Raw genomic sequence first — 13,112 nt, 5'->3', positions numbered from 1 at the left:
GCCGTCAGCTGGGCCACAGCATCGGCCGCCGGCACCCCCACCCAGACGTCCGGAATCGAGGTCCCATGACTGGTGCACCCACTCTCGCCCTGCTCGGCGGCGGCTTCTCCGACGATCCCGACACCCTCCTGGACGACTTCGTGCTGGACGCCGCGGGGCGGACCCGGCCGAAGGTCTGCTTCCTGCCGACCGCGAGCGGCGATGCGCCGGGGTACATCGAGGGGTTCCACACGGCGTTCGGCGCACGGGACTGCGAACCGAGCCACCTGGAGCTGTTCCGCCGCACCGTGACCGATCTGCGGGCATTCGTCCTCGCGCAGGACATCGTCTACGTCGGCGGCGGCAACACCGCCAACATGCTCGCCGTCTGGCGGGTGCACGGCCTGGACACGATCCTGCGCGAGGCGTACGCGTCCGGGGTGCTGCTGTGCGGGATCAGCGCCGGGGCGTGCTGCTGGTTCGAGTCCGCGTTCTCCGACTCCTTCGGCCCGCCGGTGCCGCTCGCCGACGGGCTGGGTCTGCTGCCGGGCAGCCTGTGCCCGCACTACGACAGCGAGCCGGAGCGCCGGCCCGGCTATCTGGCGGCGGTCAACGACCGGGTACTGCCCGGGGGTTGGGCGGTCGAGGACGGCGCCGCCGGCCTGTTCACCGACGGCCGCCTCGTGGACGTGGTCACCCGGAAGCCGGGCGCCACCCTCCGCCGGGTGAGCGTCGGCGCGGACGGCACGGTGGCGGAGGTGGCACAGGCGGCGCGGGTGCTGGGGGCCTAGGGACACCCCCCGGCGTCCTTGCCGGCCTCGTGCGGACGGGCGCCGTCCCTCACCACACCCGCACCACCCCACCCGGTGCGAACGCCGGGCTGGTGGCGTTCGGGGGGATTTTTTCGAGGGGCTCGGCGATGTCGGTGATCTTCGGGCCGACGCGGGCGGCGAGGGGGGCGAGGCGGGCGAGGTCGAAGCCGTAGACGCGGGCGGCGTTGGTGCCGAGCATGGCGGCGGTCTCGTCGGCCGGGACGCCGGCGTAGGCGAGGCGGAGGGCCTCGTGGGAGTGGGGGTGGGTGCCTTCGTCGTGGGGGTAGTCGCTGCCCCACATGACCTTGTCGAGGCCGATGCGGTGGCGGAGCGGGACTTCGTGCGGGCGCATGAAGCTGGCGCCCACGAAGCAGTGGTCGCGCCAGATACCGGCCGGCGAGTCGCCCATGGCCGCGGCCAGACCGACGCCGAACTTCGCTTCGGCGGTGGCGGCCCGGGACGCGGACGCCACCAGTCGCCCGTGGTAGTAGTCCAGCATGTCCAGGACACCGGGGATCCAGCCGGAGCCCTGTTCGGTGAGGACGAGGCGGAGACCGGGATGGCGGCGGAAGGCCCCGCCGAAGATCAGGTGCCACAGGGCCCGGTGGGAGAACCAGGTCGTCTCGACCATGAAGACGGCACGGGCGGCGGGTTCGTCGCCGAGCGGCGGGGAGGCCGAGCCGCCGTGGTGGTTGACGGGGACGTCCAGTTCCGCGCAGACCGCCCAGAGGGGGTCGTAGTACGGGGAGTGGAGTTCGGGGAGGCCGGAGCCGGGCGGGGTGCCGGGGAGCATGACGCCGCCGGTGAGCCCGGCTTCCCTGGTGCGGCGGACTTCCCGTACGGCTTCGTCGACCTCGTGGAGGAGGATCTGGGCGACGCCGGCCCGGCGGCCGGGGGCCTCCGCGCAGAAGTCGGCAAGCCAGCGGTTGTGGGCACGCAGACCCGCCCAGCGCTGCTCGAACTCCGTGCGGGTGGGCGCGGGGGCCATGAGGGCGGCGCTCGGGAAGAACGGCGGGATGGTGTTCGGGAAGACGACCTCGGCGACAATGCCGTCGGCTTCGAGTTCGGCCAGGCGGCGGGCGGAGTTCCAGTTGCGGTCGGCGGTGTCGGCGAGCAGGTCCTCGTGCGGGTTGACGTAGGACGCCGCCCAGGCGTCGAAGGCCTCGTGGTACCTGGACTCCAAGTACGGCCGGTAGTCGAGCAGGTCGGCGCCGGCGTGGCAGTCGGCGGAGATGACGGTGTAGCGGTCGTCGGTCAGCACTGTGCCCCCAGTACCGGGAAGTCGTGGTCGGTCAGCCAGTGGCGGCCCACCTCGCGGGAGCGTGCCCAGGAGGCCTCCACCGACGGCTGGTCGGCGCGCTGGCCGAGTTCGGCCGGGGTGGGGCCGATACGGCGGGCCAGCGGGGCCAGCCGCGCGGTGTCGAAGCCGAAGGCCTCCGCGGCGGACAGGCCGAGCATGCGGCGGGTCTCGGCGACCGGAATGTCATGGAAGGTTTTCTTCAGCCAGCCGCGGGTGTCGGGCCAGGTGCCTTCGGGGTGCGGGAAGTCGCTGCCCCAGAGGATGTTGCCGACGCCGATCTCGTAACGCTGGGCGAGCTCCCGGCGTTTGGTGTTGGTGGCGCAGACGAAGACCTGCCGGTCCAGGTACTCGTGCGGCGGGCGCTTGAGCGCGGCGAACGGGGAGAGCTTCTTGCCGCCGTGCGCGCCCAGGTAGAGGCGGTCCATGAACCACAGGAGGTTGGGGAGCCACCAGCAGCCGGACTCGGCGATGCCGAACCGGAGGCCGGGATGGCGTTCGAAGACTCCGGACCAGAGCAGGAACCACAGCGGGCGGGCGGGCCACCAGGTCACCTCGGAGACATAGATGCCGAGGTGGTCGCCGTACTCGTGGCGGGGTGCGGCCCCGGAGTGGGTCAGCACCGGCATCGCGCACTCGGCGGCCGCCGCCCACACCGGGTCGTAACGGCGGTCGTGGTACGGCTCCTTGTCGACCCACATGGACGGGATCATCAGGGCGCCCAGCCCCGACTCCTTGGCGCGGTGGATCTCGGCCACGACCCGGTCCGTATCGGCGGTGACCGGTAACAGGGCCACTCCGCAGTGCCGTTCGGGATGCCCGGAGACGAAGTCGGCGAGCCAGCGGTTGTGCGCCTGGGCACCCGCCATGCCGAGGTCGGGGTCCTGGTCGCCGGAGAGGCCGAGGCCGACACCGAAGGGGGCGGCCGTGCCGCTGTCGACGGCGTCCGCGTCCGGGAAGACGACTTCTGCCGCCACCCCGTCGCCGTCGAGTTCCTTCAGCCGCTGGGCGGGGTCCCAGCCGCCGCGCAGGCCCTCCTCGTGGTCCTGGAACCACCGGGTGGCGAAGGCCTCGTTGCGGATGCCGAGGCGGGTGGCCGCCGCGCGGCGGGCGTCCCGTTCACCGAGGAACGTGTCGAAGGCGCGGTGGAAGCGGGCCTCCAGGTAGGGGCGGTACTCCTCGGTGGGGAGCCCGGCGTGGCAGTCGGAGGAGATGATCAGGTAGGGATCGAGCAGTTCGGGACGGGTGTCCGGCCGGTCCGTAGGGACCTGTGGGTCCGTCATGGCGGAACCTCCCTCAGTCGTCCGGGTCGAGGATGAAGTGCTCCAGATAGGCGGGGGCGGTGCGGTCGAGCATCGAGGCGGACCGCGCCCGGATCTGCGCGTCGGTGTGCGCGCTCGGCGGCAGCAGCCAGAAGCGGCCGGCCCGGACGCCGGCCACGACCTGCGCCGCGACCTCCTCGACGGGGGTGAAGGCGACCTCCTGCCCGGCCTCCTTCATCGCCGCCTCCCACTGCGCCAGGCTGCGGTACGGCGTCCGGCGCGGCCGGGACTTGGCATAGCGCACGGGCCGGTTGCGGTGCGACTCCCACAGGCCGGTGCGGAGCATGTGCGGGCCGGGGAAGAGCACCGAGGCACCGATGGGGGCGCGCTCGGCCCTGAGGTGGGCGTACAGCGATTCGGTCATGGTCACCACGGCCGCCTTGGTGACGGCGTAGACGGACGCGGTGGGCAGCGGTGCGACACCACCGTCCGTCGAGGAGGTGTTGACGACATGGCCGGGTGCGCCGCCCGCCAGCATCCGGGGCAGAAAGCACTGGATGCCGTGGAAGACGCCCCAGACGTTCACCGCGAACGCCCAGGCCCAGTCGTTGGGCTCGTGTTCCCACATCCGTCCCTCGGCGCCGGAGCCCACCCCCGCGTTGTTGCACAGCAGATGGACGGCGCCGAAAGCGTCGTACGCGGCGTCGGCGAGGGCCTCGACCTCTGCCCGCACCCCGACGTCCACGGTGCGCGCCAGTACCCGGGCGCCGTCCGCGGTCAGCTCGTCGGCGGCGGCCCGCAGCGGCTCCTCCTCCACGTCCGCGAGGACGACCCGCAGCCCGTCCGCGGCGAAGCGGCGCGCCATGGCCAGGCCGATACCGCTCGCGGCGCCGGTGACGACCGCGACCTGTCCCGCCGTCAGCTCCATGCCCGCTCACCTCTCCGTGCCGGTCGGACCGGCTGCTTCCGCGGCCCGGGGCTTCGGGGCCGGTCTCCGGGCGGACACGGCATCAGGCACTCCCCGCGGGCGGCCCGTCGAGCAGCTGCTGGGGATCGTCGTAGCGCTGGTGGACGTACGGCAGCAGGGACCGGGCGCTGACCCGCTCGACGACCCGGCCCTGCTGGTCGGTGGTCTTCTCGCCGTGGGTGAGCTCGACGAGGGTGCGTACGGGGAGGTCGGCGACGGGGTCGTACATCGACTCGCGGAGGACGACATCGCCGGTGATCCGCTCCAGTCTGCGGACCTTCTCGTGGCGCAGGCAGTGCACCAGCACCGGGTCGAGGTCGAATCCCGAACCGTCCACGGCGGGCAGGAACTTGAAGTAGAAGTCGGTCTTCCGGGTCGGCTCGGGGACCGGCAGCGGTCCGCTCACCGCACCGCGCACCTCGACGAAGGCGATGCCGTGCCGGGCGAGCGCGGCGCGGACGACCGGGCCGTCACGCTCGACGGTGACCTCGCCCAGCTTCTTGGGTTCGCCGAAGACCTCACGCCCGCCGGTCAGGGCCCGCTCGTGGGTCATCGGCATGACGAGCGGATACCAGCCCTCGACGCCGTGGTGGGCGGCGGCGACGGCGACCGAACCCGCGCCCAGGGGGTAGCCGGGCAGCTCGACCTTGCTGATGCTGACGCGGACCAGCGGGCGGGCGGTGGGTTCGAGGGGCGGCGGCAGCACGGCCGCGACCGCGTCCGGGTCGCTCTCCCACACGGCGACCACACCGGTGGACCAGATGTCGGGGAGCCGGGAGCCCGCGGTGCGCGCCGCGGTGATCTCCGCCGCGGTGCGCGCTCCGTAGCGTATGCGTGCCATGGCGTACCACCCTTCGTCGTCGGTGACTTGCGGGGGTCGTGCGAGGCGTCTGTAACACTGTTACACCGAGCGGGATGAAGGGTAAAGGGCCGTGTGCATACGGGAGTTGAGGGATAGTGGGGGAATATGACACGTACCGCGCTGACCAGCGAAGAGGTTCTGACGGCCGCCGCCCGGCTGGTGCGGGCGGACGGCCCCGGGGCACTGACCATGCGCCGCCTCGCCACGGAACTGGGCACCGCCGTCACCTCCATCTACTGGCACGTCGGCAACCGCGAGTCGCTGCTGGACGCCCTCGTCGAGCGCACCGTCCGGGAAATGGGCGAGATCCACCCCACCGGGGACACCCCGCACGCACGCATCGCATCGGTCGCCCGCGCGCTGCACTCGGCGCTGCGCGAACGCCCACAGCTGATCGCGATGGTGCACGAACGCGGCCTGACGGAACGGATGTTCCTGCCGGCGCAGCAGGCGCTGGTCCATGAGATGCACGCCGCCGGGCTGCGCGGCGAGACGGCCGCCGAGGCGGTGCGGGCGGTCCAGTTCCAGGTCGTCGGCTTCGTCCTGGTCGAGCGCAACCGCGAACGGTCACCCGAGCAGCATCCGAGCGAGGGCGAGCTGTGGGACTCCCCCGCCGCCGGGCACGATCCGGCACTGGCCCGCGCGCTGGCCGGCCCGGTCGACACCGGGCGGCTGTTCACCGTCTCCCTGGAGGCGCTGGTGACCTCACTGCTCTCTCCCGGGGCGCCCGCCTCCTGAACGGGGAGGGAGCGGTCGACGGCGGCTCGCAGTTGCCCGGAACTGTCCACCGCTGGGGGTCGAGTGGCGACACCCGGCCATGCGGCCGCCCGTTCGTATGGTTCTCTCTTGCCGCTCCTGGGGTCCGCTTTGCCCCCTTCCTTCCGGTCCTTCCGGGAGAATCCATATGTTCCATTCCTTCGGTGGTGGTGCTCCGTTTCCTCGGGTGGTGGCACTCCCTCCTTTCCGCTGGTGACGCTCCGTCTTTTCCGGGAGCTGTTTTCCGCGCCCCCTGGGGCCTGCTGGTTTTCCCCGCCGCCCACCCCCCTTCGGGGGGTGGGCGGGTGCGGGTGAGGTGAGCACCCCGGAGACCAGATCCGCCACATCACTCCCCCCCACACGCCCCGTCAACTCCCCCACCCACCCCCGAACTGCGGGGCCGCCAGGTGTGTGGGGCTCCGGGTGTCCGATGCGATTCGGTGGCTGTCAGTGGCGGCCCGTATCCTCAGGGACCATGCTCGAAGACCGCATGGCAGCAGCCGCCGACCCGATCGCGCCGAAGATTGGGCAGCAGCCGGGCCCGCAGACGCCGCCGGCTCCCTGGCCGTCCGCGTATCCCCAGGGATACGCGGTGGTCGACGTGGAGACCACGGGCCTGGCCCGCGACGACCGGATCATCTCGGCAGCCGTGTACCAACTCGACGCGCAGGGCGAGGTCCAGGACCACTGGTACACCCTCGTCAACCCGCAGCGGGACCCGGGGCCGGTCTGGATCCACGGGCTCACGAGTGCCGTGCTCGCCGATGCCCCGCTCTTCCCGGAGATCGTCCCGGAGCTGTCCCGGCGCCTGGCGGACCGCGTCCTGGTCGCGCACAACGCCATGTTCGACTGGTCGATGATCGCCCGCGAGTACGCCCGCGCCTCGGCGACCGCGCCGGTGCAGCAGCGACTGTGCACCATCGCCCTGTCCAAGGAGCTGCGGCTGCCGCTGCCCAACCACAAGCTGGAGTCCCTCGCCGCCCATTACGGCGTGGTGCAGGAGCGCGCCCACCATGCGCTGGACGATGCCCGGGTGCTGGCCGAGGCGTTCCGTCCCAGTTTGCGGCGGGCCGCGCAGGAGGATCTGCGGCTGCCGCTGCTGAGCTGCCAGCCGCTGACGGAGTGGTCGGACGCCCCGTCGCCCCGGCAGCACACCTCCGCCGCGTCCTACCGCCCCACGTCCTGGCGGCCGTCCCGTAAGCGCCCGGCGTGCCCGTACCCCAACCCGGGGCGTTACGCATCGGGCGGCCGGCTCGTCCAGGGGATGCGGGTCGCCTTCTCGGGCGACACGTCCGTGGACCGCGAACTGCTGGAGGACCGGGCGATCGAGGCGGGGCTGCATGTCGCCACGAGCATGTCCCGGCTGACCAGTCTGCTGGTGACCAACGACCCCGACGCCCGGACCTCCAAGACCGCCAAGGCCGCCTCGTTCGGCACCGTCGTGATCGACGAGGCGGCCTTCATGCAGCTGCTGCAGGACGTGGCCCCGGCGCCTGCGTCCGGGTGAAGCCCGCCCAACACACCCGTCGGCACCTCGCCGCACACGGGCGGCGCCCGCACGCTGTGGCGCATGGCACGTTGTGAGGTCTGCGGAAACGAATACGGCATGACTTTCGAGGTGCACGCGCAGGGCGCGGTGCATGTCTTCGACTGTTTCGCCTGCGCCATCCACCGCATGGCGCCGATCTGTGAGCACTGCCGGTGCCAGATCATCGGGCAGGGCGTCGAGGCCGACCAGAAGTGGTACTGCGGTGCGCACTGCGCCCGCTCGGACGGCAGAGTGGGCATCGTCGACCGGGTATGAGAGCCGGGCGCGCCCACCGGACCGGCGCGGCGGCCCCGGCCGGGCCCTCCGCCGGCCGGCTCCCCCGGCTGACGCCGGGCGGTCCCCCAGGGGGACCCGCAGCTCGGGGGCCCCGGCGCCCCAGGTACCGTCGAAGCCGTGTACCGCTTCCTGTTGTCCCGGCAGTGGGTGATCCTCACCCTCGTGGGTCTTGTGCTGATCCCCGTCATGATCAAGCTGGGCTACTGGCAGTTCCACCGTCATGAGCACAAGGTGGCCCAGAACCAGCTGATCGCGCGCAGCCTGGCCGCCGACCCGGTTCCGGTCAGCACGCTGGCCGCCCCCGGCCGGGACCTGCCCCGGCGCGACATGTGGCGCACGGTCAAGGCCACCGGCACCTACGACACCGCGCACGAGGTCGTGGTCCGCCAGCGCACCGCCGCCGACGAGCAGAGCATCGGCTACTACGTGCTGACCCCGCTGGTCCTCGGCGACGGCGAGGCCGTACTGGTCAACCGCGGCTGGATCTCGGCCGGCAACGACCTCACCAGGTTCCCGGACGTCCCGGCCGCCCCCCGGGGCAAGGTCACCGTGACCGGCCGGATGATGGCCGACGAGACCACCGCCGCCAGTGGCATCAAGGACACCAAGGGTCTGCCCGCCCGCCAGGTCATGCTGATCAACAGCAAGGAGCAGGCGAAGCGGGTCGGCCGGCCGCTGCTCGGCGGCTATGTCGAGGAGACCGGCCCCAAGCCGGCCGGCAGCACGCCGGAGCTGGTCCCCGAGCCGGACCACGACTCCATCGGCCCGCACATGGCGTATGCCATCCAGTGGTGGCTGTTCGCCGCGGCGGTACCGGTCGGCTGGATCGTCCTCGTACGCCGTGAGCGCCGCGACCGGGTGACGGCCGCGGCCAAGAAGGCGGAGGAGGCCAAGGAAGCCGGGGAGGCCCGGGAGGGCGAGGCCGCCGGGGCCGCGCGGGACGGCGGGCGGCCTGCGGAACCGGCCGGTTCCGGGGAAACTGAGGCAGCCGGCGACAACGCGACGCCGGCCCCGGCCAACCCGTAGCCCGGACGGCCGTCACCACCGCGTAGCGCATCCTCCGGGCGGGAAGAGGCGCTGCGTGCACCCACGTATCGAGGACTATGCGCTCATCGGCGATCTGCAGACCGCCGCACTCGTCGGCCGCGACGGGTCCATCGACTGGCTGTGCCTGCCGCGCTTCGACTCCGGCGCCTGCTTCGCCGCCCTCCTCGGCGGCAAGGACAACGGCCACTGGGGGCTCGCCCCCCGGTCCTCCGACGCCCGTGCCCAGCGCTCCTACCGCGGCGACTCGCTGATCCTCGACACCGTCTGGGAGACCCCCACGGGCAGTGTCCGGGTCACCGACTTCATGCCACAGCGCGACCGTCAGCCCGATGTCGTAAGGATCGTCGAGGGGCTCAGTGGCAGCGTCGAGATGCGCGGGGTGCTGCGGCTGCGGTTCGACTACGGGCGGGTGGTGCCCTGGGTGCGCGCCACCGAGGGCTCCCGGGTGGCGATCGCCGGGCCGGACTCCGTGTGGCTGCGCACCCCGGCCCAAAGCAGCACCTACGGCAAGGACTTCAGCACCCGTTCGGACTTCACCGTCGGCGCGGGCGAGCGCAGCGCCTTCGTGCTGACCTGGCACCCCTCGCACGAGCCCCGGCCGGTCCAGATCGATCCGTTCGAGGCGCTCCAGGACACCCTGGACGACTGGCACACCTGGTCCGGGCGCTGCCGCTACCAGGGGCCGTACCGCGAGGCCGTGATGCGCTCGCTGATCACCCTCAAGGCCCTCACCTACGCGCCCACGGGCGGCATCGTGGCGGCGCCGACCACCTCGCTCCCCGAGGAGCTGGGCGGCGTACGCAACTGGGACTACCGCTACTGCTGGCTGCGGGACGCCAGCCTCACCCTGAACTGCCTGCTGTCCGCCGGATATCTGGACGAGGCCGGCGCCTGGCGGGACTGGCTGCTGCGCGCGGTGGCCGGCGCCCCCGACGATCTGCAGATCATGTACGGGCTGGCCGGTGAGCGGCGGCTGCCGGAGGCCGAGCTGCCGTGGCTGACCGGATACTGCGACTCCGCGCCCGTACGCATCGGCAATGCCGCCGTCGAACAGCGTCAGCTCGATGTCTACGGCGAGGTCCTCGACTCCTTCCACATCGCCCGCTCGGCCGGGCTGCCGGCCGAGCAGCACGCCTGGAACATCCAGCGGGCGCTGGTGGACTACCTGGAGTCCACCTGGCGCGACCCCGACGAGGGGCTGTGGGAGATCCGCGGGCCGCGCCGGCACTTCGTGCACTCCAAGGTGATGGCCTGGGTCGCGGCCGACCGGGCGGTGCGGGCGATCGAGTCGTACCCGAAGTTCGGCGGGGACGTCGACCGCTGGCGGGCGATGCGCGACGAGGTCCGCCGCGAGGTGTGCGAGCACGGCTATGACGCCGACCGGGGCACCTTCACCCAGTTCTACGGCTCCAGGGAACTGGACGCCGCGACCCTGCTGATCCCCCGTGTCGGCTTTCTGCCGGGTGACGACCCACGGGTCCTCAGCACCATCGACACGGTGCGCCGGGAGCTGTCGCACGACGGTCTGGTGAGCCGTTACAGCACCGAGGGCATCTCGGTCGACGGGCTGCCGGGCAGCGAGGGCACGTTCCTGGTCTGCTCGTTCTGGCTCGCCGATGCGCTGCAGCTGAGCGGCCGGCGGGCCGAGGCCCAGGAGATGTTCGAACGGCTGCTGGGACTGCGCAACGACGTGGGGCTGCTCTCCGAGGAGTACGACCCGGCCGCCCGGCGCCAGCTGGGCAACTTCCCGCAGGCGTTCAGCCATATCGGCCTGGTGGGGACCGCCTTCGGCCTCCAGGACGGGGCACAGGCACACTAGGGGCCATGGACCTTGGACTCACCGACCGGACGTACCTCGTCACCGGGGCGACCCGTGGCCTCGGCTTCGCCACCGCCCGTGCACTGGTCACCGACGGCGCGAACGTCGTGATCACCGGACGCACCGAGGAGAGCGCGGCCGCGGCGGCCGCCTCCCTCGGTGAGCGGGCCCTGGGGGTGGCGGCCGACAACGCCGACCCGGACGCCCCCGACCGCCTGGTGGCGGCGGCCCGGGAGCGCTTCGGCCGGCTGGACGGGGTGCTCATCAGCGTGGGCGGCCCGGCCCCCGGCACCGCCGCCGACAACACCGACGCCCAGTGGCAGTCGGCCTTCGAGTCGGTCTTCCTCGGCGCGGTACGGCTGGCCCGCGCGGCCGCCGCCGAGCTGACGGAGGGCGGCGTGATCGGCTTTGTGCTGTCCGGCTCGGTGCACGAGCCGATCGGCGGTCTGACCATCTCCAACGGGCTCCGCCCCGGTCTCGCCGGTTTCGCCAAGTCGCTCGCCAACGAGCTGGGGCCGCGCGGTATCCGCGTCATCGGCGTACTGCCCGGCCGGATCGCCACCGACCGGATGACCCAGCTCGACGCGCTCTCCGGCGACCCGGAGGGCTCCCGCGCCCGTAATTGCGCGTCGATCCCGCTGGGCCGCTACGGACGGCCGGAGGAGTTCGGCCGGGCCGCGGCCTTCCTGCTGTCACCCGCCGCGTCGTATGTCACCGGAGTGATGGTGCCGGTGGACGGCGGGGCCCGGCACGGGTTCTGACGGGGGCGGGCGACGGTCCCGGGGCCGCCTGCCCGACAGGGCGGACAGCCCTAACTGACCCGCTCGGGACGGTGCTTGACCGCGCGCAGCCGGACATCGGCCGGCAGCCGGTCGAGCCCGGCCGAGCGGCGGGCGTGCGCCACCGCCTCGTCGGACAGACGCCGGACTACGGTGCCCGGGTCGGCGTGCGGGGCGAGCGCCAGCACGGCCCGTACCTGCGGTTCGCTCCGGCGGCCGGTCAGCACCACCCCGGCCCCGTCGACGCCGTCCAGCGCCTCCGATTCGGCCGCCAGGGCGGCCTCCAGCGCCCGGCCGCGGAGCAGGGCGCCCTCCCCGTCGCCGCTGTCGACGAGGATCTCGTTCAGCCGGTGGCGCCGGAGCTGGGTCAGCAGCCACCACAGCATCAGCAGTACGAAGACGGCCAGCGCGGCGATGACGACGGGCCACCACCAGCCCTGGTCCGTCCAGCGGGTGCGCTGCCGGGTGGGGAGCAGCACCTCGTCAGGGCGGGACCAGGGCCAGCCGGCGGGCAGTGCGAGGTGCCATTTCGCGGGCAGGCCGAGGCCGCCGAGCAGCACCATGCCCCCCACGCCGAACAGCACCACACCGATCAGGCCGAGCAGCACCCGGTTGACCGTTCCGCGGACCCTGCGCATCTCTCGCTCACCTCTTCTTCGGGCGCCGGACGTCCACGGTCAGGCGGAGCTTGTGTGCCAGGCCCAGCTGCCGCAGGCCCTCGCCGAGCGAGGTGTCGAGGTCGGCGCGGACCTCGTCCAGTTCGCGGAAGTGCGAGACGCAGTGCGCTTTCGCCTTGCGGCGGCTGACGGCCATCCGTACGGACTGGACGCCGGCGACCTCCATGGCGCGGTCGCGCAGCACCAGCGCGGCGGCCGCACGGTCCAGCCCGGCCCGGATGTCCGGCGCCGCCGGCCGCATCGGCAGCACCTGGCGCAGCCCGGGGGTGACGGCCAGCACGATCAGCCAGATACCGAGCACCACGGCGACCGCGGCGGCGCCCAGCACCCAGGGGTTGTCGAGGTGACGGGTGGCCAGTTCGCGGGCGAGCCGCCGGCGCCAGGCCATCGCGGGGCGGTCGGCGCGTACCGCGGCCACGTCGTAGAGCAACAGGCCCGCGGCGGCCAGCAGCAGCAGCGCGACCAGGGCGGCCGGTACCCGGCGGGCCGACCAGAAGCGCCGCACCCGGTGGTGGCCGGCGGTGTCCGTGGACGGGCTGTCCGGGGCGGACGGTGTCGTCCCGTCCGCCTCCCCCGGCGTCTTGTCCAGCGTGGGCAGCCGCCGGGTGTCCGGCAGCTGAGCATCCTCGTCGCTCATCGCACCCTCCGGCGGTCCGTATGGTCCAGCAGCGGGGAGTGCAGACGCTCGACCTCCACCGCGACCTCGGGCACTTCCATGTTCGCCAGCGCGGTCACCCGCTCGGTGACATGACGGCGCACCACACGGCACTGTCCGCCGATGTCGGAGGGGTAGCCCAGCTCCACGGCGATCCGCACCCGCGCCTCGCCGAAGGTCCGGCGGTCGTCGCGCCGGTGCACCGTCACCGTCGCATGGGCGTCCGTACGGGCGTGCGGGGACTCCCCGCGCAGCGCCTCCCGGGCGGCCCGTGCGGCGATCTTCGCCACCACCCGGTCCGCGATTCTGGTCGCGCCCCGCTCACCCGCCGGTACGGCGGTGGCAGCGGCGGCCGGGGACACCGTCGCCACCCGG

The 13,112-nt window shown here is 72.9% G+C and carries 14 protein-coding genes; 7 read left to right on the top strand and 7 right to left on the bottom strand.

Features of this window, described 5'->3' with window-relative positions; translation table 11 throughout:
- The first annotated feature begins 65 nt into the window (after nt 1–65).
- Entirely contained in the window at nt 66–770 is a 705-nt protein-coding gene (locus tag AB0C46_RS27860) for a peptidase E (RefSeq protein ID WP_362831091.1), read from the top strand.
- A 49-nt stretch (nt 771–819) separates the two neighbouring features.
- On the opposite strand, the gene AB0C46_RS27855 is transcribed toward AB0C46_RS27860, so the two are convergent.
- The 4 genes from AB0C46_RS27855 to AB0C46_RS27840 all read right to left on the bottom strand — a co-directional run bounded on the left by AB0C46_RS27855 (nt 820) and on the right by AB0C46_RS27840 (nt 5,158).
- A complete protein-coding gene (locus tag AB0C46_RS27855) occupies nt 820–2,049 on the bottom strand; it encodes an amidohydrolase family protein (RefSeq protein ID WP_362831145.1) in 1,230 nt (409 codons plus the stop codon).
- Nucleotides 2,046–3,371 (bottom strand): amidohydrolase family protein, encoded by a 1,326-nt coding sequence (locus AB0C46_RS27850; RefSeq protein ID WP_362831090.1) that lies wholly within the window; start codon nt 3,369–3,371, stop codon nt 2,046–2,048. The genes AB0C46_RS27855 and AB0C46_RS27850 overlap by 4 nt, the downstream gene beginning before the upstream one ends.
- A 13-nt stretch (nt 3,372–3,384) precedes the next feature.
- Nucleotides 3,385–4,278 (bottom strand): SDR family NAD(P)-dependent oxidoreductase, encoded by an 894-nt coding sequence (locus AB0C46_RS27845; RefSeq protein WP_362831089.1) that lies wholly within the window; start codon nt 4,276–4,278, stop codon nt 3,385–3,387.
- Nucleotides 4,279–4,360: 82 nt separating this feature from the next.
- Nucleotides 4,361–5,158, bottom strand: a complete 798-nt coding sequence (locus AB0C46_RS27840; protein WP_362831087.1) for an acetoacetate decarboxylase family protein — start codon at nt 5,156–5,158, stop codon at nt 4,361–4,363.
- 126 nt (nt 5,159–5,284) lie between these two features.
- Between AB0C46_RS27840 and AB0C46_RS27835 the strand changes: the two genes are divergently transcribed.
- From AB0C46_RS27835 to AB0C46_RS27810, 6 genes are all read left to right on the top strand, one after another.
- Complete coding sequence (locus AB0C46_RS27835) at nt 5,285–5,917, top strand: TetR family transcriptional regulator (RefSeq protein ID WP_362831086.1); 633 nt, start codon at nt 5,285–5,287, stop codon at nt 5,915–5,917.
- Between the two features lie 493 nt (nt 5,918–6,410).
- On the top strand, nt 6,411–7,442 hold the full coding sequence (locus AB0C46_RS27830; protein WP_362831084.1) for a DEDDh family exonuclease: 1,032 nt from the start codon (nt 6,411–6,413) through the stop codon (nt 7,440–7,442).
- Nucleotides 7,443–7,505: 63 nt separating this feature from the next.
- Nucleotides 7,506–7,739 carry a hypothetical protein gene (locus tag AB0C46_RS27825; protein ID WP_006606380.1) on the top strand — a complete coding sequence of 78 codons (234 nt, stop codon included), beginning with the start codon at nt 7,506–7,508 and terminating at the stop codon, nt 7,737–7,739.
- A gap of 138 nt (nt 7,740–7,877) precedes the next feature.
- On the top strand, nt 7,878–8,786 hold the full coding sequence (locus AB0C46_RS27820) for an SURF1 family protein (RefSeq protein WP_362831083.1): 909 nt from the start codon (nt 7,878–7,880) through the stop codon (nt 8,784–8,786).
- A gap of 55 nt (nt 8,787–8,841) precedes the next feature.
- Nucleotides 8,842–10,626, top strand: coding sequence for a glycoside hydrolase family 15 protein (locus tag AB0C46_RS27815; protein WP_362831081.1), 1,785 nt, complete (start codon nt 8,842–8,844; stop codon nt 10,624–10,626).
- A 5-nt stretch (nt 10,627–10,631) separates the two neighbouring features.
- Nucleotides 10,632–11,387 (top strand): SDR family oxidoreductase, encoded by a 756-nt coding sequence (locus AB0C46_RS27810; RefSeq protein ID WP_362831080.1) that lies wholly within the window; start codon nt 10,632–10,634, stop codon nt 11,385–11,387.
- Nucleotides 11,388–11,437: 50 nt separating this feature from the next.
- On the opposite strand, the gene amaP is transcribed toward AB0C46_RS27810, so the two are convergent.
- Genes amaP through AB0C46_RS27795 form a run of 3 tightly spaced genes read right to left on the bottom strand, consistent with a single transcriptional unit; the run spans nt 11,438 to nt 13,108 of the window.
- The gene (gene amaP, locus AB0C46_RS27805) at nt 11,438–12,043 is read right to left on the bottom strand and encodes an alkaline shock response membrane anchor protein AmaP (protein WP_362831079.1); all 606 of its coding nucleotides are present in this window, start codon (nt 12,041–12,043) and stop codon (nt 11,438–11,440) included.
- A gap of 7 nt (nt 12,044–12,050) precedes the next feature.
- A complete protein-coding gene (locus AB0C46_RS27800; RefSeq protein ID WP_362831078.1) occupies nt 12,051–12,719 on the bottom strand; it encodes a DUF6286 domain-containing protein in 669 nt (222 codons plus the stop codon).
- The gene (locus tag AB0C46_RS27795; protein WP_362831077.1) at nt 12,716–13,108 is read right to left on the bottom strand and encodes a hypothetical protein; all 393 of its coding nucleotides are present in this window, start codon (nt 13,106–13,108) and stop codon (nt 12,716–12,718) included. The genes AB0C46_RS27800 and AB0C46_RS27795 overlap by 4 nt, the downstream gene beginning before the upstream one ends.
- Nucleotides 13,109–13,112 lie beyond the last annotated feature (4 nt).

It is taken from the genome of Streptomyces sp. NPDC048637 (genome assembly GCF_040650675.1).
Taxonomy (GTDB): Bacteria; Actinomycetota; Actinomycetes; order Streptomycetales; family Streptomycetaceae; genus Streptomyces.
Note: the sequence above shows the minus strand (reverse complement) of the source record. Positions and strands in the feature narration are given on the sequence as shown.

Bases quoted from the DNA above. Each gene is read 5' to 3' on its own strand.
- AB0C46_RS27860 (WP_362831091.1), top strand. From the start codon at position 66: ATGACTGGTGCACCCACTCTCGCCCTGCTCGGCGGCGGCTTCTCCGAC.
- AB0C46_RS27850 (WP_362831090.1), bottom strand. From the start codon at position 3,371: ATGACGGACCCACAGGTCCCTACGGACCGGCCGGACACCCGTCCCGAA.
- AB0C46_RS27845 (WP_362831089.1), bottom strand. From the start codon at position 4,278: ATGGAGCTGACGGCGGGACAGGTCGCGGTCGTCACCGGCGCCGCGAGC.
- AB0C46_RS27840 (WP_362831087.1), bottom strand. From the start codon at position 5,158: ATGGCACGCATACGCTACGGAGCGCGCACCGCGGCGGAGATCACCGCG.
- AB0C46_RS27835 (WP_362831086.1), top strand. From the start codon at position 5,285: ATGACACGTACCGCGCTGACCAGCGAAGAGGTTCTGACGGCCGCCGCC.
- AB0C46_RS27830 (WP_362831084.1), top strand. From the start codon at position 6,411: ATGCTCGAAGACCGCATGGCAGCAGCCGCCGACCCGATCGCGCCGAAG.
- AB0C46_RS27825 (WP_006606380.1), top strand. From the start codon at position 7,506: ATGGCACGTTGTGAGGTCTGCGGAAACGAATACGGCATGACTTTCGAG.
- AB0C46_RS27810 (WP_362831080.1), top strand. From the start codon at position 10,632: ATGGACCTTGGACTCACCGACCGGACGTACCTCGTCACCGGGGCGACC.
- amaP (WP_362831079.1), bottom strand. From the start codon at position 12,043: ATGCGCAGGGTCCGCGGAACGGTCAACCGGGTGCTGCTCGGCCTGATC.
- AB0C46_RS27800 (WP_362831078.1), bottom strand. From the start codon at position 12,719: ATGAGCGACGAGGATGCTCAGCTGCCGGACACCCGGCGGCTGCCCACG.